Origin of the sequence: Enterobacter kobei (assembly GCF_001729765.1) — a bacterium.
GTDB lineage: Bacteria > Pseudomonadota > Gammaproteobacteria > Enterobacterales > Enterobacteriaceae > Enterobacter > Enterobacter kobei.
This window is the reverse complement of the sequence record NZ_CP017181.1, coordinates 4,575,602-4,594,623: the sequence shown is the minus strand read 5'-3', so window position 1 is coordinate 4,594,623 and position 19,022 is coordinate 4,575,602. Positions and strand designations below refer to the sequence as shown.

General features: G+C 56.5%; 10 protein-coding genes and 1 pseudogene. 8 read left to right on the top strand and 3 right to left on the bottom strand.

Annotated elements, in window-relative coordinates; genetic code table 11:
• Nucleotides 1–2 precede the first annotated feature (2 nt).
• The 6 genes and pseudogenes from bcsB (at nt 3) to BFV64_RS22285 (ending at nt 12,180) form a co-directional block, all read left to right on the top strand.
• A complete protein-coding gene (gene bcsB / locus BFV64_RS22310) occupies nt 3–2,423 on the top strand; it encodes a cellulose biosynthesis cyclic di-GMP-binding regulatory protein BcsB (RefSeq protein WP_045135437.1) in 2,421 nt (806 codons plus the stop codon).
• A 6-nt stretch (nt 2,424–2,429) separates the two neighbouring features.
• Nucleotides 2,430–3,536, top strand: a complete 1,107-nt coding sequence (gene bcsZ, locus BFV64_RS22305) for a cellulose synthase complex periplasmic endoglucanase BcsZ (protein ID WP_045135438.1) — start codon at nt 2,430–2,432, stop codon at nt 3,534–3,536.
• Nucleotides 3,518–6,894, top strand: a pseudogene (gene bcsC / locus BFV64_RS22300) (cellulose synthase complex outer membrane protein BcsC). The gene bcsZ and the pseudogene bcsC overlap by 19 nt, the downstream one beginning before the upstream one ends.
• A gap of 119 nt (nt 6,895–7,013) precedes the next feature.
• A complete protein-coding gene (hmsP, locus tag BFV64_RS22295) occupies nt 7,014–9,020 on the top strand; it encodes a biofilm formation regulator HmsP (protein ID WP_014885599.1) in 2,007 nt (668 codons plus the stop codon).
• 159 nt (nt 9,021–9,179) lie between these two features.
• Nucleotides 9,180–10,466: a dicarboxylate/amino acid:cation symporter gene (locus BFV64_RS22290; protein ID WP_014885598.1), complete on the top strand. Its 1,287-nt coding sequence runs from the start codon at nt 9,180–9,182 to the stop codon at nt 10,464–10,466.
• A gap of 226 nt (nt 10,467–10,692) precedes the next feature.
• Entirely contained in the window at nt 10,693–12,180 is a 1,488-nt protein-coding gene (locus BFV64_RS22285; protein ID WP_069602440.1) for a M16 family metallopeptidase, read from the top strand.
• Nucleotides 12,181–12,243: 63 nt separating this feature from the next.
• Here the strand turns inward: BFV64_RS22285 and kdgK are convergent, their stop codons facing one another.
• On the bottom strand, nt 12,244–13,173 hold the full coding sequence (kdgK, locus tag BFV64_RS22280; RefSeq protein WP_014885596.1) for a 2-dehydro-3-deoxygluconokinase: 930 nt from the start codon (nt 13,171–13,173) through the stop codon (nt 12,244–12,246).
• Nucleotides 13,174–13,402: 229 nt separating this feature from the next.
• On the opposite strand from kdgK, the gene pdeH reads away from it, so the two are divergent.
• Both pdeH and BFV64_RS22270 read left to right on the top strand, forming a co-directional pair.
• Nucleotides 13,403–14,176: a cyclic-guanylate-specific phosphodiesterase gene (gene pdeH / locus BFV64_RS22275; protein WP_045269642.1), complete on the top strand. Its 774-nt coding sequence runs from the start codon at nt 13,403–13,405 to the stop codon at nt 14,174–14,176.
• A gap of 65 nt (nt 14,177–14,241) precedes the next feature.
• Nucleotides 14,242–16,284, top strand: coding sequence for an AsmA family protein (locus BFV64_RS22270; protein WP_059373008.1), 2,043 nt, complete (start codon nt 14,242–14,244; stop codon nt 16,282–16,284).
• 94 nt (nt 16,285–16,378) lie between these two features.
• On the opposite strand, the gene BFV64_RS22265 is transcribed toward BFV64_RS22270, so the two are convergent.
• Complete coding sequence (locus tag BFV64_RS22265) at nt 16,379–17,701, bottom strand: MFS transporter (protein ID WP_045135441.1); 1,323 nt, start codon at nt 17,699–17,701, stop codon at nt 16,379–16,381.
• Nucleotides 17,702–17,962: 261 nt separating this feature from the next.
• The gene (gene yhjD, locus BFV64_RS22260) at nt 17,963–18,988 is read right to left on the bottom strand and encodes an inner membrane protein YhjD (protein WP_014885592.1); all 1,026 of its coding nucleotides are present in this window, start codon (nt 18,986–18,988) and stop codon (nt 17,963–17,965) included.
• Nucleotides 18,989–19,022 lie beyond the last annotated feature (34 nt).

Below are 19,022 nucleotides of genomic sequence, written 5' to 3'. Positions count from 1 at the left end.
CGATGAAAACAAAACTTTCCTGGTTATGTGCAGTGGCAATGGGGATGAGTGCGCTCCCCGCAACAATGGCTAACGCAGAGCCTGATAACGCAGCGGCAACGCCTGCGCCAACAGTGCCTGTGGTCGCGCAGGCAACCGATCCGGTTATTACTGCCGCGCCCGGTCAAACAGAAAATGTCATTCCGAACCAGCCAACGGAGGGGAACACTCTACCCGCCGAGAACCCGGTTATCGGACAGGTGATGCCGGGTGTTCGGGGGGCGAATGCGCCCGTTGTCGCGGAAAATGCCCCGTCACGCGACGTCAAGCTGACCTTCGCGCAAATCGCGCCGCCGCCGGGCAGCATGGTGTTGCGCGGCATCAATCCTAATGGCGGCATTGAATTTGGCATGCGCAGCGATGAAGTCGTCTCGAATGCCGTGCTGAACCTTGAATATACCCCGTCGCCGTCCCTGCTGCCGACCCAGTCTCAGTTGAAGGTTTACCTGAACGATGAGCTGATGGACGTACTGCCGGTTACCAAAGAACAACTGGGTAAGAAAACGCAGGCGCAGGTGCCGATTAACCCGCTGTTCATTACCGACTTTAACCGCATTCGTCTGGAGTTTGTGGGTCACTACCGCGATGTCTGTGAAAACCCGGCCAGCAACACGCTGTGGATGGACATCGGGCGTAACTCCTCGCTGCAGATGACCTATCAGTCCCTGGCGCTGAAGAACGATCTCTCCGCCTTCCCGGTGCCGTTCTTCGATCCTCGTGATAACCGTCCGCTCACGCTGCCGATGGTGTTTGCGTCGTCCCCGGACGTAACCGAGCAGCTGGCGGCCACCATTGTGGCTTCCTGGTTTGGTTCGCGTTCCGGCTGGCGCGGTCAGAATTTCCCGGTGATGTATGACAAAATGCCGGACAGAAACGCGATTGTATTTGCCACCAACGCGAAACGTCCTGCCTTCCTGCGCGATCATCCTGAAGTCAAAGCGCCAACCATTGAGATGGTCAGCCACCCGGATAACCCGTACGTGAAGCTGCTGGTGGTCTTTGGTCGTGACGATAAAGATCTGGTCCAGGCGGCAAAAGCGATTGCCCAGGGCAACGTTCTTTTCCGCGGCAACAGCGTCGTGGTGGACGAGGTCAAGCCGCTGCTGGCGCGTAAACCTTATGATGCGCCAAACTGGGTGCGTACCGACCGTGTCGTGACGTTTGGTGAGCTGAAAACCTATGAAGAGCAGCTGCAGGCGTCCGGGCTTGAACCCTCGCCAATTAGCCTGTCACTGAACCTGCCGCCGGATCTGTACCTGCTGCGTACCAACGGCATCGATATCAATCTTAACTACCGTTATACCGCGCCGGCGACGAAAGACAGCTCGCGCATGGATATCAGCCTGAACAACCAGTTCCTGCAATCGTTCAGCCTGCAAAGTACCCAGGACACTAACCGACTGATGCTTCGCCTGCCGGTGCTGCAGGGGCTTCTGGACGGTAAAACGGATGTCTCCATTCCGGCACTGAAGCTTGGGGCAATCAACCAGCTGCGTTTTGACTTCCAGTACATGAACCCGATGCCTGGCGGTTCGGTGGATAACTGCATCACCTTCCAGCAGGTTCAGAACCACGTTGTCATCGGCGATGAGTCGACCATCGACTTCTCGAAGTACTATCACTTCCTGGCGATGCCGGATCTGCGCGCCTTTGCTAATGCAGGCTTCCCGTTCAGCCGCATGGCCGATCTCTCTGAGTCCATCGTTGTGATGCCAAAAGCGCCAAACGAAGGTCAGGTGACAACCCTGCTTGATACCATAGCAACCGTTGGGGCCCAGACGGGATTGCCGGCAATTAACGTCACGTTGACGGACGATGGCAGCCAGATCCAGAACAAAGACGCTGACATCATGGTCATCGGTACGATTCCGGATAAGCTGAAGGATGATAAGCGTATCGATCTGCTGGTGAAAGCCACGGAGTCCTGGGTTAACACCCCGCTGCGCCAGACCGATTTCCCGAGCATCATGCCGGATGCGAACGATCGCCAGGCCAGCGCGCAGACGGCCGTCACCTCTCAGGGGGCGATGGCTGCGGTAGTGGGCTTCCAGTCACCTTATAACGATCAGCGTAGCGTGGTGGCGCTTCTGGCGGACAGCCCGCGTGGCTATGAACTGCTGAATACGGCGATGAACGACAGTGGTAAACGTGCCGCGATGTTTGGCTCTGTGTCGGTGATCCGTGAGTCTGGCGTCAACAGCCTGCGCGTGGGTGATGTGTACTACGTCGGCCATCTGCCGTGGTTCGAACGCCTGTGGTATGCGCTGTCTAACCATCCGGTTCTGCTCGCCATCCTGGCCGCGGTCAGCGTGGTCTTGCTGGCATGGGTGCTGTGGCGTCTGCTGCGTATCATCAGCCGTCGTCGCCTCAACCCGGATGAGTAAGATGTGATGAAAGCCTTTCGCTGGTGTGCAGTAGCAGCGTTGATGCTGGCGGCGCTTCCTCTTCGCGCCGCCTGTACCTGGCCTGCCTGGGAGCAGTTCAAAAAGGATTACATCAGCGAGGGCGGGCGCGTCATTGATCCCAGTGACACGCGCAAAATTACCACGTCGGAAGGGCAAAGCTATGCGTTGTTCTTTGCTCTGGCCGCCAACGACCGCCGCGCGTTTGAGCAAATACTGACATGGACGCGCGATAACCTTGCCGGCGGCAATCTCAACGACCATCTGCCTGCCTGGCTCTGGGGGCAGAAAGACAAAGAAAACTGGGCGGTGATTGACACCAACTCCGCCTCAGATGCCGATGTCTGGATCGCCTGGTCACTGCTTGAAGCGGGCCGGTTATGGAAACATCCGGACTACACCCGCACGGGTAAGGCGCTGTTGAAACGCATTGCCGGTGAGGAAGTGGTGAAAGTACCAGGGCTCGGCGCCATGCTGCTTCCGGGTAAAGTCGGTTTTGCTGATGAAAACGCCTGGCGCTTTAACCCCAGCTATCTTCCTCCGCAGTTAGCAAGCTATTTCACCCGCTTTGGTGCCCCGTGGACCACGCTTCGTGAAACGAATCTGCGACTGCTGCTGGAAAGCGCGCCAAAGGGGTTCTCGCCGGACTGGGTGCAGTATCAGAAAAACAGAGGCTGGCAGTTAAAGCAGGATAAAGCGCTGGTAGGGGGCTATGACGCCATTCGTGTCTATCTTTGGGTGGGCATGATGAGTGATAAAGACCCTCAGAAAGCCCGGTTGCTGACGCGCTTCCAGCCGATGGCGGCAAAAACAATGAAACAGGGCGTGCCGCCGGAAAAAGTGGACGTGGCGACGGGTAAACGCACCGGCAATGGTCCGGTCGGGTTCTCTGCCGCCATGCTGCCGTTTTTACAACAGCGCGATGCTCAGGCGGTTCAGCGCCAGCGCGTTGCAGACCATTTTCCCGATAACAACGCCTATTACAGCTATGTACTGACTCTCTTTGGTCAGGGATGGGATCAGCATCGTTTTCGCTTCACCGCTAAAGGTGACTTAATACCGGATTGGGGCCAGGAATGCGCAAGTTCACAGTAAATTTACTCACTTTATCGCTTGGGCTGGCACTGATGCCGCTGGCGCAGGCCGTTAACTCTCCGCAGCAGAAACAGCTGCTGGAGCAGGTTCGGCTGGGCGAGTCGACACAGCGTGAGGATTTGGTTCGTCAGTCGCTCTATCGTCTTGAACTGATTGATCCGAACAACCCTGATGTTATCGCCGCCCGTTTTCGTTACCTGCTGCGCCAGGGCGATACCGCCGGTGCGCAAAAAGAGCTGGATCGCCTGAAAGGGATCGCTCCGGGCTCCAGCGCGTATCAGTCCTCACGCAATACGATGCTGCTTTCCACCCCGGATGGCCGACAGCAGTTACAGCAGGCGCGCTTGCTCGCCACGACAGGGCACACTCAGGAGGCGATTGCCGCCTATGACAAGCTCTTTGACGGCAACCCGCCGGGTGGCGACGTGGCGACGGAATACTGGAATGTGGTGGCGAAAGATCCTGCCCGCCGCAATGCGGCCATTAACCAGCTGAAAAAAATTAACAGCAGCAGCCCCGGTAATACGCAGCTGCAGACGACGCTTTCCCAGCTCCTGTTCCAGAGCGGGCGCCGCGATGAGGGCTTTGCGGTCCTGCGGGAGATGGCTAAATCGACCGGCGGCCGCAGCCAGGCGTCTGACATGTGGTATGAGCAGATCAAAGACCAGCCTGCCAGCAGCGCCAGCGTCAGCGCGTTGCAAAAATACCTGAGCGTTTTCAGCGACGGCGATAGCGTCGCGGCGGCGCGTGCCCAGCTTGAAGCGCAGCAAAAACAGCTCGCAGACCCGGCCTTCCGGGCGAAAGCGGAAGGTCTGGCGGCAGTGGATGCCGGGCAGGGGAGTAAGGCGGTTGCGGAGCTGCAAAAAGCCGTCAGCGCCAACCATGCTGACAGTGAAGCGGTGGGTGCTTTGGGACAGGCTTATTCCCAGAAAGGCGATCGTGCCCGCGCGGTGGCGCAGTTTGAAAAGGCCATAGCCCTCGACCCGCAGAGCGATAACCGGGGTAAATGGGACAGTTTGCTGAAGGTCAACCGCTACTGGCTGCTGATCCAGCAGGGCGATGCGGCGCTCAAGGCGAATAACCCGTCACAGGCGGAACGTTACTATCAGCAGGCACGTAACATCGACAATACCGACAGTTACGCGGTGCTGGGCCTGGGTGATACCGCGGCGGCACGTAAAGATAACGATGCGGCGGAGCGTTATTATCGTCAGGCGTTGCGTATGGACAGCGGTAACAGCAATGCGGTTCGCGGCCTGGCCAATATTTACCGCGCACAGTCACCGGAGAAAGCCTCGCAGTTTATCCAGTCGCTTTCTGCCAGCCAGCGCCGGAGCATTGATGATATTGAACGTAGCCTGACTAACGAGCAACTGTCCGCCCAGGCCGAACAGCTGGAGAATCAGGGGAAATACGCCCAGGCAGCAGAAATACAGCGCCGCCGTCTGGCGCTCTCGCCAGGCGACGTCTGGATAACGTATCGTCTCTCGCGCGATCTCTACAGCGCGGGCCAGCGCAGCCAGGCGGACATCCTGATGCGCTGCCGCGTAGCCAGTGGAATGGCAACATTCAGGAACTGGCCGACCGTCTGCAAAGTAACCAGGTGCTGGAAACCGCCAACCGCCTGCGCGACAGCGGTAAAGAGCAGGAGGCGGAAAACCTTCTGCGTCAGCAGCCGACCTCTACCCGTATCGACTTAACGCTGGCCGACTGGGCGCAGCAGCGTGGCGATCTGGAATCGGCGAAAACCACGTACAACGCCGTCCTGCAGCGTGAGCCGCAGAACGAGGACGCGATCCTCGGTCTGACCGAGATTTATAGCGCGCAAGGTAACAAGGACGCTGCGCGTGCCGAGCTGGCGAAACTGCCTGCCGCGCAAAATGGCGAACCGTTATCCCTTAATATGCAGCGCCGGATCGCGATGGCGCAGGCGGGGCTGGGCGATTCCGCCGCCGCAGAGCAGACCTTCAACAACATCATTCCGCAGGCCAAATCGCAGCCTGCCTCAATGGAAAAAGCGCTGGTGTTACGTGATGCCGCGCGCTTCCAGGCGCAGAACGGTCAGCCTCAGCAAGCGCTGGAGACGTATAAAGACGCGATGGTGTCATCAGGCATCACGACGACCCGTCCGGTGGACAACGACAGTTTCACCCGTCTGACGCGTAACGATGAAAAAGATGACTGGCTGAAGCGCGGCGTACGGAGTGACGCCGGTGATTTGTACCGTCAGCAGGATGTTAACGTCACGCTGCAGCACGATTACTGGGGCTCCAGCGGCACGGGGGGCTATTCCGATCTGAAAGCCCATACCACCATGCTCCAGGTCGATGCCCCGCTCTCTGATGGCCGCATGTTCTTCAGAAGCGATTTGGTCAATATGGACGCCGGTTCATTTGATAACAATAACGGTACGTACGACCCTAAATGGGGGACCTGCTACGAAACACCGTGTAGCGGCAGCACCCATCAGAGTGACAGTGGCGCCAGCGTCGCCGTCGGCTGGCAGAATAAAACCTGGTCGATGGATATTGGTACCACCCCAATGGGCTTTGACGTCGTCGACGTGGTGGGCGGCCTGAGCTACAGCAGCGATCTGGGTCCCATCGGTTATACCGTCAACGCCCATCGTCGGCCAATCTCCAGTTCACTGCTGGCCTTCGCCGGGCAGAAAGATACCAATACCGGCACCACCTGGGGCGGCGTACGGGCGACCGGGGGTGGCGTAAGCATCAGCTATGACAAAGGTGAGGCGAACGGCGTCTGGTCAAGCCTGAACGCAGAAACGCTGACGGGTAAAAATGTGGAAGATAACTGGCGCGTCCGCTGGATGACGGGTTACTACTACAAGCTCATTAATAAAAACAACGAGCGCCTGACGGTCGGCGTCTCCAATATGCTCTGGCATTACGACAAAGACCTGAGCGGATATACCTTGGGTCAGGGCGGCTATTACAGCCCGCAGGAGTATGTCTCCTTCGCACTGCCGGTGACCTGGCGTAAACGCACGGAAAACTGGTCCTGGGAGCTGGGCGGCTCTGTCTCCTGGTCACACTCCAAAACCAAAGATGAACTGCGCTACCCGATTCAGAGTCTGATCCCGACCGATGAACCCGGCCGCTATACTGACCGGGGCGCGATGGAAACCGGCAGCAGCAGCTCCGGCACGGGTTACACCGCACGGGCGATTATCGAACGCCGGGTCACGTCCAACTGGTTTGTGGGCATGGGCGTGGATATTCAGGAAGCGAAAGACTATACCCCAAGCCATGCGCTGATTTATGTGCGTTACTCTGCCGCAGGCTGGCAGGGCGATATGGACTTACCGCCGCAGCCGCTCATTCCTTACGCGGACTGGTAATCGGATTTTCCTTAATCCATTTGTAAGTCTCTCTTAATAGCACAGCAATCGGGTATACTCAGGCGCGCCAGGTTTACACCCTGGCGCGCCCTGCGCTTCGAGTTTTGTGGAGAGTCATTTTGCGTGTCAGCCGTTCCTTAACGATCAAACAGATGGCGATGGTGTCTGCCGTCACGATGCTGTTTGTCCTGCTTTTCTGCGTCATTTTGCTGTTTCATTCCGTGCAGCAGAATCGCTATAACACGGCTTCGCAGTTAGAAAGTATCGCCCGCTCGGTGCGCGGCCCACTCTCCGCCTCGATCCTGAAAGGGGATATTCCCGAAGCGGAAACCATTTTAAAACGCATTCAGCCTGCTGGCATCGTGAGCCGCGCGGATGTCGTCTTGCCCAACCAGTTCCAGGCGCTGCGGATGAGCTTTATCCCGGAACGCCCCGTCCCGATGATGGTCATGCGCCTGTTTGAACTGCCGGTGCAAATTTCTCTGCCTCTCTATTCGCTGGAACGTCCTGCCAATCCGCAGCCGCTGGCCTACCTGGTCCTGCAGGCAGACTCGTATCGCATGTATAAGTTCGTCATGAGTTGGGTGGTTACGTTAGTGACCACTTGCTTACTTATGACCCTGATTCTCAGCGTGGCGTTAACCTGGTGTATTAACCGGTTGATTGTGCATCCGTTGCGCCGTATCGCCCGCGAGCTGAATGCGCTTGCGCCGCAGGATCAGATGGGGCACCAGCTTGAACTGCCGCGCCTTCATCATGACGATGAGATCGGGATGCTGGTACGCAGCTATAACCTCAACCAGCAGCGCATCCAGCGTCAGCAGGATGAATTAAATAACAGCGCCACGCGATTCCCGGTGTCAGAACTTCCTAATAAGGCGTTTCTGATGGCGATGCTGGAGCAGACGGTTGCGCGCCAGCAAACCACGGCGCTGATGGTGATCGCCTGTGAAACCCTGCAGGATACGGCGGGCGTGCTCAAGGAGAGCCAGCGTGAAATGCTGCTGCTGACGCTGGTGGAAAAGGTGAAATCTGTCCTGGCCCCGCGCATGGTGCTGACGCAGGTCAGCGGTTACGACCTGGTGGTGATAGCCAACGGCGTGAAAGAGCCGTGGCATGCCATCACATTAGGTCAGCAAGTGCTCACTGTCATTAACGAGCGGCTGCCTGTTCAGGGGATCCAGCTGCGTCCAAGCGCCAGTATCGGTATCGCCATGTACTACGGTGATTTAACGGCGGAGCAGCTGTATCGCCGCGCGTTCTCGGCGGCGTTTACCGCCCGGCGCAAAGGCAAAAATCAGATCCAGTTCTTCGACCCGGAACAGATGGAAAAGGCGCAGCAGCGCCTGACGGAAGAGAGCGACATCCTGACCGCGCTGGATAACCGTCAGTTTGCTCTCTGGCTACAGCCGCAGGTGAATTTACAGACGGGTGAAGTAAAAAGCGCCGAGGCGCTGCTCCGTGTACAGCAGCCGGACGGCTCATGGGAGCTGCCGGAGGGGCTGATTGAACGCATTGAATCCTGTGGCCTGATGGTCACCGTCGGTTATTGGGTGCTGGAGGAGTCCTGCCGCCAGCTTGCCGCCTGGCAGGAGCGCGGCGTGACGCTGCCGCTGTCGGTCAATTTGTCTGCGTTGCAGCTCATGCATCCGACGATGGTTTCCGAAATGCTGGAGCTGATCAATCGCTACCGGATCAAGCCTGATACGCTGACGCTGGAAGTGACGGAGAGCCGACGCATTGACGATCCTAACGAAGCCGTTGCCATTCTGAAGCCGCTGCGCAATGCCGGCATTCGCATCGCGCTGGACGATTTTGGTATGGGCTACGCCGGGCTGCGTCAGCTTCAGCATATGAAAACCCTGCCGGTGGATGTGCTGAAAATCGACAAAGCGTTTGTCGAAGGGTTGCCAGAGGACAGCAGCATGGTGCAGGCCATTATTCAGATGGCGCGCAGTCTCAATCTGCATCTGATTGCCGAGGGGATTGAAACCGACGCGCAGCGCATCTGGCTGGCAGAGGCGGGCGTAGAGAGCGGTCAGGGCTTCCTTTTTGCCGCTGCTGTTCCTGCGGATGTCTTTGAACAACGCTATCTTCCCGGTGCTGACAATCACGCAAAAGTGTAATTTTGTTGCTGGCTTGTGCGAGCCAGCTCAAAGTTCTTAACATTTGTGTTTCAAATTTGAACTGAGTTTATTTCTGTCCTGTTATACGGGTGTTATTTTAGAGCCGCAGGTTAACCATAACCTTACAAAACCTGTGGTTTTTCTTCCCAAGGACACCTTATGAAAACCTCACTCTTCAAAAGTCTCTATTTCCAGGTCCTGACAGCCATCGCCATCGGTATTTTGCTGGGGCATTACTACCCTGAGCTGGGCGCGCAAATGAAACCGCTTGGCGACGCGTTCGTGAAGCTCATCAAAATGGTCATCGCCCCGGTAATCTTCTGTACGGTTGTCACGGGCATCGCTGGCATGGAAAGCATGAAAGCGGTAGGCCGTACCGGTGCTGTGGCGCTGCTCTATTTCGAAGTGGTCAGTACCCTTGCGCTGATTATTGGTCTGATTATCGTTAACGTGGTCCAGCCTGGTGCGGGCATGAACGTTGACCCCTCAACGCTCGATGCCAAAGCGGTCGCGGTCTATGCCGAGCAGGCGAAGGATCAGGGCGTGGTGGCCTTCCTGCTGGACGTGATACCCGGCAGCGTCATTGGCGCATTTGCCAGCGGAAACATTCTGCAGGTACTGCTGTTTGCCGTCATGTTTGGCTTTGCCCTGCACCGTCTGGGCAGCAAAGGCCAACTTATCTTTAATGTGATTGAGAGCTTCTCACAGGTCATCTTTGGCATCATCAATATGATCATGCGCCTGGCGCCAATCGGTGCCTTCGGTGCGATGGCCTTCACCATCGGTAAATATGGCGTAGGTACGCTGGTGCAGCTGGGCCAGCTGATTATCTGCTTCTATATCACCTGTATTCTTTTCGTGGTGGTGGTGCTGGGCTCCATTGCCCGTGCGACAGGTTTCAACATCTTCAAATTTATCCGTTACATTCGTGAAGAGCTGCTGATTGTGCTGGGGACCTCTTCTTCAGAATCGGCGTTGCCGCGTATGCTCGACAAGATGGAAAAACTCGGGTGCCGTAAGTCGGTGGTCGGGCTGGTGATCCCGACGGGCTACTCCTTCAACCTTGATGGTACGTCGATATACCTGACGATGGCGGCGGTGTTCATCGCTCAGGCGACCAACAGCCATATGGATATTTTCCATCAGATCACCCTGCTGGTGGTGCTCCTGCTCTCCTCGAAAGGCGCGGCAGGCGTAACGGGCAGTGGCTTTATCGTGCTGGCGGCTACCATTTCTGCGGTGGGGCATCTGCCGGTGGCGGGCCTGGCGCTGATTCTCGGTATTGACCGCTTTATGTCCGAGGCGCGCGCATTAACCAACCTGGTAGGTAACGGTGTGGCGACGGTCGTTGTCGCGAAATGGGTGAAAGAGCTGGATCACAAAAAACTCGACGATACGCTGAATAATCGCGTGTCTGATAGCAAAACTCCTGGTTTAACCTCCTAATCTTGTTACAAATGCCCGCATTCCCTTGTCGGGATGCGGGCTCCTGCGCATAATAACCCTTCATACCTGTCATAATTCGACAAGATTTTTTTTGGGTATATTTCACTTCGGACCGTGACGTTTTGCCGAACGCGCGGTCTAATCGACGTGTTTTCATCGTCATCTTTTAGAGTGCAGCGCGTCGCGAGTCACTCTTTTTAACCAGGAATGTTGATCAGGGGTTCACATGCAGGGCACAAAAATTCGACTCTTAACCGGCGGTTTGCTGATGATGGCAGCAGCCAGTTATGTGCAGGCAGATGCGCTCCAGCCAGACCCGGCCTGGCAACAAGGCACGTTAGCGAACGGTTTCCAGTGGCAGGTTTTATCCACCCCGCAACGTCCGAGCGATCGTGTTGAAATCCGTCTGTCCGTTAATACCGGCTCCCTTACGGAAAGTACTCAGCAAACCGGTTTTAGCCATTTTATTCCCCGTCTGGCGCTCACTCAGAGCGGCAGCCTGCAAGCGGTTCAGGTGCGTTCGCTGTGGCAACAGGCCATCGATCCAAAACGCCCGCTGCCTCCGGCTGTGGTCTCCTATGACTACACCATGTTTAACCTGAGCCTGCCAAATAACCGTAACGATCTGCTCAAAGAAGCGCTGACCTATCTCGCTGATGCCTCAGGCAACCTGGCGATTACGCCGGATACCGTTAACTATGCGCTGAGCAACAGCGACATGGTGGCGACCTGGCCTGCGGATACCAAAGAGGGCTGGTGGCGCTACCGTCTGAAAGGTTCAACGTTGCTGGGTCACGATCCGGCGGAGCCGCTGAAGCAGCCGGTCGATGCCGAACAGGTGAAATCGTTCTACCAGAAATGGTACACCCCGGACGCCATGACGCTGATTGTGGTTGGTAATGTCGATAGCCGCGCGGTGGTTGAACAGATCAACAAAGCGTTTGGCGATTTGAAAGGCAAGCGTGAAACGCCTGCCCCGGTTCCGACACTCTCTCCGCTGCGCGCCGAGCCTGTCAGCATTATGACGGACACCGTGCGTCAGGACCGACTCTCCGTGATGTGGGATAACGCCTGGCAGCCTATCCGCGAGTCCGCCGCGCTGCTGCGCTACTGGCGTGCCGACCTGGCGCGTGAAGCGTTGTTCTGGCACGTTCAGCAGACGCTCAGTAAGAATAACGTGAAGAATATTGGTCTTGGCTTTGACTGTCGCGTGCTTTTCCAGCGTGCGCAATGTGCCATTAACGTTGAATCGCCGGGCGATAAGCTGAATGCGAATCTTGGTGTGGTCGCCAAAGAGCTGGCAAAAGTGCGTAAAGAGGGCCTCTCTGAAGAGGAGTTCAATGCGCTGGTGGCCCAGAAAAAACTGGAGCTGCAGAAGCTGTTTGCGACCTACGCGCGTGCCGATACGGATATTCTGATCAGCCAGCGCATCCGCTCCCTGCAGAATCAGGTTGTCGACATTGCGCCTGAACAGTACCAGAAGCTTCGTCAGGATTTCCTGAACGGTTTGACCGTGGATATGTTAAATCAGGATTTACGTCAGCAGTTGTCGCAGGATATGGCATTGATCCTTACGCAGCCGAAAGGCGAGCCGGAATATGACATGAAGGAACTTCAGAAGACCTGGGATTCTATTATGGTTACCGCGCCGCAGCCGGCGACCGCAGCGGATGATTTACACCCGGACGCGACGGATATTCCGCAAGGACAGTAATGCGTAGACATGCCCTCTCCCTGTGGGAGAGGGCCAGGGTGAGGGCATCAGCCCGTACTTTGGTTAAACAGGCATCGCCTCACGCGGAATAATCGCCCCGCGATACTGAATCACGGTGCTGGCCGTCAGGTGTCCGCGCTGTGCCGCGGCTTCCGGCGTTCCCCCGGTCAGACGTACCGCCAGGTAACCCGCGCTGAAGGAGTCCCCTGCCGCTGTCGTATCAATCACGTTCTCTTTGGCCAGCTTCACCGCCGGGACTTCAACCACCGCTTCACCCGCCATCGCGACCAGACATGATTCCGCCCCGCGCTTAATGACGACTTCGCTTACGCCCGCCGCCTGCGTGCGTGCAATCACGTCATCTACGGGCTTCTCACCCCACAGGGCGTCTTCATCGTCGAGCGTCAGGAACGCGATGTCCGTGCACTGCAGCATCTGCTGATAAACCTGCTGCGTCTCTTCACGGCTGGCCCACAGGCGTGGACGGTAGTTGTTATCAAAAATCACCTTACCGCCGTTGGCGCGGCATTTATGCAGCAGCGACAGCAGCTTTTCGCGGCTGACTGGACTGAGGATCGCCAGGCTGATCCCACTCAGATAGAGATAGTCAAAGCTTGCCAGTGCTTCGCAAATGGCCGGGGCTGCATCGCTCTCTAGCCAGAACTTCGCCGCGGCTTCGTTACGCCAGTAATAAAACGTGCGTTCGCCGGTGCTGTCGGTTTCGATGTAGTAAAGCCCGGGAAGGCGGTTTTCCATACGCTGGATCAGCGCGGTGCCCACATGTTCATTCTGCCAGGCTTCCAGCATCTGCTGGCTGAAGCTGTCCGTGCCGAGGGCGGTAACATAGTCCACGGAGAGTGCTTCTGGCGCAACCTGACGGGCGATATAGACGGAAGTGTTTAACGTGTCGCCACCAAATCCGCGGCTGACTTCCGCGCCTTTTTGGGACAGCTCAATCATGCATTCGCCAATCACGGCAATTTTTTTGGACATAGTCGTGAACCTGAACAGAAGAATTTATCAGCAGTGTGCGCTGAGTGAATTAGATGGTCAACTATATTAAAACGACGTTCCATTATTTAGTTTGAGCCAGCACGTGTTCCGGCAAATTTCTGTCATCTTAATTTCATTTTCCCGGTGAATTGAACATAAAGTTCTCAATTGTCGCGCCGATAACCCAGTGACGAGTCCAGAAAGGCCATCCAACAACAGGACATCTGAAATGAAGTCAGAGCAGGTTATCCAGCGGCTGAGCACTACGCCTGAGGCAAGTATTGAGAACTTGCAGGAGCATCGCTACTGGCTGCAATGTGAGCGTGCGTATACCTATCAGCCGATCTACCGAACGGACGGTCGACTGATGGCCATTGAAATTTTGACCGTTGTTACGCACCCGTCAAACCCTTTACAGCGTATCGCGCCAGATCGCTATTTTGCCGAAGTTGCCGTTCGCCAGCGCCTTGACGTGCTGGAAGAGCAGCTTCGTATGCTGGCGACCAAACAGGCCTTTTTCGAGCGGCACAATATCCTCGCCTCGGTTAACGTGGATGGCCCGACACTGCTGGCGCTGCGTCAGAATGCAAAATTGCAGGAACTGATCGCCACTCTGCCGTGGATGCGTTTTGAACTGGTGGAGCACGTCCGGCTGCCCCAGGACTCCTCGTTTGCCTCGATGTGTGAATTTGGCCCGCTGTGGCTGGATGACTTTGGTACGGGCATGGCGAACTTCTCTGCGCTGAGCGAAGTGCGTTATGACTACATCAAAGTGGCCCGCGATCTGTTTATTATGCTGCGTCAGACCCCGGAAGGGCGAAACCTGTTTACGCTGTTATTGCAGCTGATGAACCGCTATTGCAAAGGGGTGATTGTCGAAGGTGTGGAAACGCTGGAAGAGTGGCGCGACGTGCAACACTCACCCGCTGCTGCCGCACAGGGTTATTTCCTCTCTCGTCCGGTTCCTATGGATACCCTCGATACCGTCATAACTAACCTCTGATCCGCCCGTTTCCCCTTGTCTGGACTATAGTTTTACAGGACAGGCCATCAGGAAAGGGGACAAAAATGACAAAGACAACCAGGGTTATCTCCTGGACTACAGGGATTTTCTTGTTGTTGATCGTGGTTATCGTCGTCATTATTGCGACGTTTGACTGGAATCGCCTTAAGCCGACCATCAACCAGAAAGTCTCAGCTGAGCTGAACCGTCCCTTCGCCATCCGCGGCGATTTGGGCGTGGTATGGGAACGTCAGAAACAGGAGACCGGCTGGCGAAGCTGGATCCCCTGGCCGCACGTCCACGCCGACGACATTATTCTCGGCAACCCGCCGGATATTCCGGACGTCACCATGGTCCATCTGCCACGCGTTGAAGCCACGCTGGCGCCGTTAGCGCTCCTGACCAAAACCGTCTATCTGCCGTGGATTAAACTCCAGCAGCCCGATGCGCGTCTGATCCGCCTTTCTGAAAAGAACAACAACTGGACGTTTAACCTTGCCAGCGACGGCGAAAAAGATCCCAATGCCCGGCCCTCTTCATGGTCATTCCGTCTGGACAATATTCTTTTCGATCGCGGGCGGATCGCCATCGACGATAAGGTCAGCAAGGCGGATGTGGAGATCCTGGTCGATCCGTTGGGTAAACCGCTACCGTTTAGCGAAGTGACGGGCAACCAGGCGAAAGGCGATAACGCCAAAGCGGGAGATTATGTGTTCGGCCTGACGGCCAAAGGGCGCTACAACGGTCAGCCGCTGAGCGGGAAAGGAAAAATGGGCGGCATGCTGGCGCTCAGGAGCGAAGGTACGCCGTTCCCGGTGCAGGCGGATTTCCGTTCAGGGAATACGCGCGTGGCATTCGTGGGCACGGTCAACGACCCGATGAACATGGGGGGCGTGGATCTGCGGCTGAAATTTGCCGGTGATTCGCTGGGGGAACTGTATGAGCTGACCGGTGTGTTGCTGCCCGATACGCCGCCGTTCGAAACGGACGGGCATCTGGTTGCCAAAATCGACACCGAAAAATCGTCTGTCTTTGACTACCGGGATTTTAACGGCCGCATCGGTGACAGTGATATCCACGGCTCGCTAACCTACACCACCGGAAAACCGCGCCCGAAACTGGAAGGGGATGTGGAGTCCAGCCAGCTACGTCTGGCCGATCTGGGCCCGTTGATTGGCGTGGATTCGGGCAAAGGCACGAAGTCGAAAGAGGTTAAAAAGGACGTTCAGCCTGCGGGGAAAGTGCTGCCTTACGATCGCTTCGAAACTGACAAATGGGACGTGATGGATGCTGATGTACGCTTCAAAGGGCGTAAAATTGAGCATGGCAGCACGTTGCCGCTGAGCGATCTCTCGACGCATGTCATTCTTAAAAACGCCGATCTGCGCCTGCAGCCGCTGAAGTTTGGTATGGCGGGCGGAACGATTTCCTCGAACATTCACCTCGAGGGCGATAAAAAGCCGATGCAGGGGCGCGCCGAAATTCAGGCCCGCAGGCTGAAGCTGAAAGAGTTGATGCCAAACGTGGAGTTGATGCAGAAAACCCTCGGTGAAATGAACGGTGACGCGGACATTCGTGGGGTAGGGAATTCCGTGGCGGCGCTGCTGGGCAGCGGCAATGGTAACCTGAAACTGCTGATGAACGACGGCCTGGTCAGCCGCAACCTGATGGAGATCCTGGGGCTGAACGTGGGCAACTTTATCATCGGGCAAATTTTTGGGGATGACGAGGTGCGGGTGAACTGCGCCGCGGCCAATCTGGATCTGGTTAACGGCGTGGCGCGTCCGCAGATTTTTGCCTTCGACACGGAAAACGCGGTGATTAACGTGACCGGTACCGCCAGCATGGCCTCAGAGCAGCTGGATTTGACGATCGACCCGGAAAGTAAAGGGATCCGTATTATTACCCTGCGCTCGCCGCTTTATGTCCGCGGCACCTTTAAAAATCCGCAGGCAGGCGTGAAGCCCGGGCCGCTGATCGCGCGTGGTGCGGTGGCCGCAGCCCTCGCGACGCTGGTCACCCCAGCCGCCGCGCTGCTGGCATTGATCTCGCCGTCAGAAGGTGAGGCGAACCAGTGTCGGACAATTTTGTCGCAGATGAAGAAGTAAGATGCGGGATGTTTTTGCCGGGTGGCGCTGCGCTTACCCGGCCTACATTTTGAATCGTAGGCCGGGTAAGGCGTAGCCGCCACCCGGCATGAGCTTACAGTGCCTGATGCTTAGTCTCATGCGTCAGCAGCAGCGCAATCAGCGTCAGCGCCGCCATGGCCGCCAGGTAAACGCCCACGTAGAACAGACCATAATTTGCCTGCAGCCAGGTGGCGATGTATGGCGCAACGGACGCCCCCAGAATGGAAGAGACGTTGTAGGAGAACGACGCACCGGTATAACGCACTTCCGTCGGGAACAGCTCTGGCAGCAGCGCGCCCATTGGGCCGAAGGTGAGCCCCATCAGGCTAAGGCCAATCAGCAGGTAGGCCATCACCAGTGCCGGGCTACCCGAACCCAGCAGCGGCGGGAAGACGAACAGGGCAAACAGAATGATCAGCGTGGTGATCGTAATCATGCTCGTACGACGACCGAATTTATCCGCCAGCAGGCCGGCAATCGGCACCATCACACCAAACCCGATGACCGCCATCATCAACATCCACAGTACTTCGTTACGCGGCAGACCCAGCCCAACCGGCGCGGCGGCGGTACTGTAGGTCATGGAGTAAACCGTCATGATGTAGAACAGCGTATAGGTTGCCAGCATGATGAACGTGCCCAGCACGGTGACGCGGACGTGTTTGGTCAGCAGCGTGCCCAGCGGGACTTTCACCTGTTTTTTCGCCGCGGCCACTTTAGCGAACACCGGCGTCTCATGCAGGGACACGCGGACATACAGGCCAATCAGCACCAGCACGGCAGAGAAGACAAACGGAATACGCCAGCCCCAGTTCATGAACTGTTCATCCGTCAGCAGCCAGGAAAGCAGCAGGAAGGTCCCGTTGGCAAAGAAGAAGCCAATCGGCGCGCCAAGCTGCGGGAATGAACCGTACAGCGCGCGTTTACGCGGCGGGGCATTTTCGGTCGCCAGCAGCGCCGCACCACCCCATTCACCGCCCAACCCCAGACCCTGACCAAAACGCGCCAGCGCCAGCAGGACCGGCGCCAGAATGCCAATGGTTTCGTAGGTCGGCAGCAGGCCGATCGCCACGGTGGAGATCCCCATCGTCAGCAGCGAGGCCACCAGGGTGACCTTACGACCAATACGGTCGCCAAAGTGTCCAAACAGCGCAGAGCCAATCGGACGTGCAACAAACGCGATAGCAAAGGTTGCCAGAGACTGCAGCGTCGCCGCCGTCGGGTCTCCCTGAGGGAAGAAAATATGCGGGAAGACGATGACCGCAGCGGTGGCGTAAATGTAAAAGTCGAAGAACTCAATGGCGGTGCCAATCAGCGATGCGACGACAACTTTATTGCGCGAGTTGACCGGGACGTTTTCCGCGCCAGAGTCGAGTGTTGTGGCTGTTGCTTGCATAATATTTTCTTATTTTTTATCGAACGAAAGGCCATATTACGCACAGCAAAAGCGACATTTCAATCTGTAACAAAGTCGCGTTCTGGTGATAAAAGCAACAAAAAGCGGATAATTTTCAGGCCAGCGAAAATGCTTCCATGAAATGCTTCACAGTTTTTAAGTATTGGTGAATAAAACTGGTTTTTGGTTAAATAAAAGTTACGGGCTGGATTTATATGCTGAAATGATGAGTCGGGCTGAAATTTCAGCCCGAGAGAGGGGTTAGCGGTGTGTTTTTCCCGGCATGCGTGTGTCGCCTTTGTACTCGGCGGTGGCAATCCACGCGGCGCAGAACAGGGTCAGGCGGGCGAAGAAGTAGAAGAAGGCCATCAACCCCAGCACGGAGCCGAACGCCGCGCCCGACGGGGATTTCACCAGCGACGGCAGGGTGTAGGTCATCACGATTTTAATCACTTCAAAGCCTATCGCCGCAATCAGCGTTCCGCGGAGCAGGGCCTTCTTGCGCGGACGATGACGGGGCAAACGCCAGAAAATCCAGAAGAACAGCAGGTAGTTGGCGAAAATGGAAATCGCCAGCCCAATGCCGCGCCAGGCCGGTTTCAGCCATTCGATGTAATCCAGATAGAGTGCAGAGATAATCATCTGCTGTGCGGAGCCCGCCACGGAGGTAATCGAAAGCGTAACGATGAGCGCAATGAGCAGGCCAATCAGCGAAACAAAGTCGCGGAGATACTTAACCCATATTTTCTCCTGATCCTGCGGCTTACGCTCCCACACCTCACGCGACTGGGCGCGAATGGCCTCGCGGAGGTTGCCCATCCAGTTTACCCCGGAGTAAAGGGCGATAAGCAAACCAACGATCCCAACGGTCGTACGTTGCTGAACAGCGGTATTAATCGTGCTTTTTAGCGTGGTGGCGAGGGTCGGGTCACTAACGTTATTCAGGATTTTATTGAAAATATCCTGCAGCAGCGTCGGGTGTGACGCGAGTACAAAACCGGCCGCTGCAAACGACACCATCAGAATGGGGATCATCGACAGGAAGGAGAAATAGGTGATGGCAGCACCAAACTGGTTCCCCATGCGGTCATTAAAGCGCTCGGTCGCACGTATTAAATGCGCAACCATGGGAAACTGCTGAATTCTTTCTGCCAGGCTGGTGACGGTACCCAGCGTCTTGCTGGCCGCCCCTGGGGTTTTAGCCTTTTCTGGCCCGGTTTCCATCTTCTTGATGGGATCATAATCTAAATGTTGGGTGGGTCGTTGCGGGTTATTTTCCGGCGTCACGCGTCTTTTCCTTTTCGTTAGGCTGGATGTTACT

Excerpts from the sequence above, each read along its gene's own strand:
- bcsB (WP_045135437.1), top strand. The coding sequence starts at position 3 with ATGAAAACAAAACTTTCCTGGTTATGTGCAGTGGCAATGGGGATGAGT.
- bcsZ (WP_045135438.1), top strand. The coding sequence starts at position 2,430 with ATGAAAGCCTTTCGCTGGTGTGCAGTAGCAGCGTTGATGCTGGCGGCG.
- BFV64_RS22290 (WP_014885598.1), top strand. The coding sequence starts at position 9,180 with ATGAAAACCTCACTCTTCAAAAGTCTCTATTTCCAGGTCCTGACAGCC.
- BFV64_RS22285 (WP_069602440.1), top strand. The coding sequence starts at position 10,693 with ATGCAGGGCACAAAAATTCGACTCTTAACCGGCGGTTTGCTGATGATG.
- kdgK (WP_014885596.1), bottom strand. The coding sequence starts at position 13,173 with ATGTCCAAAAAAATTGCCGTGATTGGCGAATGCATGATTGAGCTGTCC.
- pdeH (WP_045269642.1), top strand. The coding sequence starts at position 13,403 with ATGAAGTCAGAGCAGGTTATCCAGCGGCTGAGCACTACGCCTGAGGCA.
- BFV64_RS22270 (WP_059373008.1), top strand. The coding sequence starts at position 14,242 with ATGACAAAGACAACCAGGGTTATCTCCTGGACTACAGGGATTTTCTTG.
- BFV64_RS22265 (WP_045135441.1), bottom strand. The coding sequence starts at position 17,701 with ATGCAAGCAACAGCCACAACACTCGACTCTGGCGCGGAAAACGTCCCG.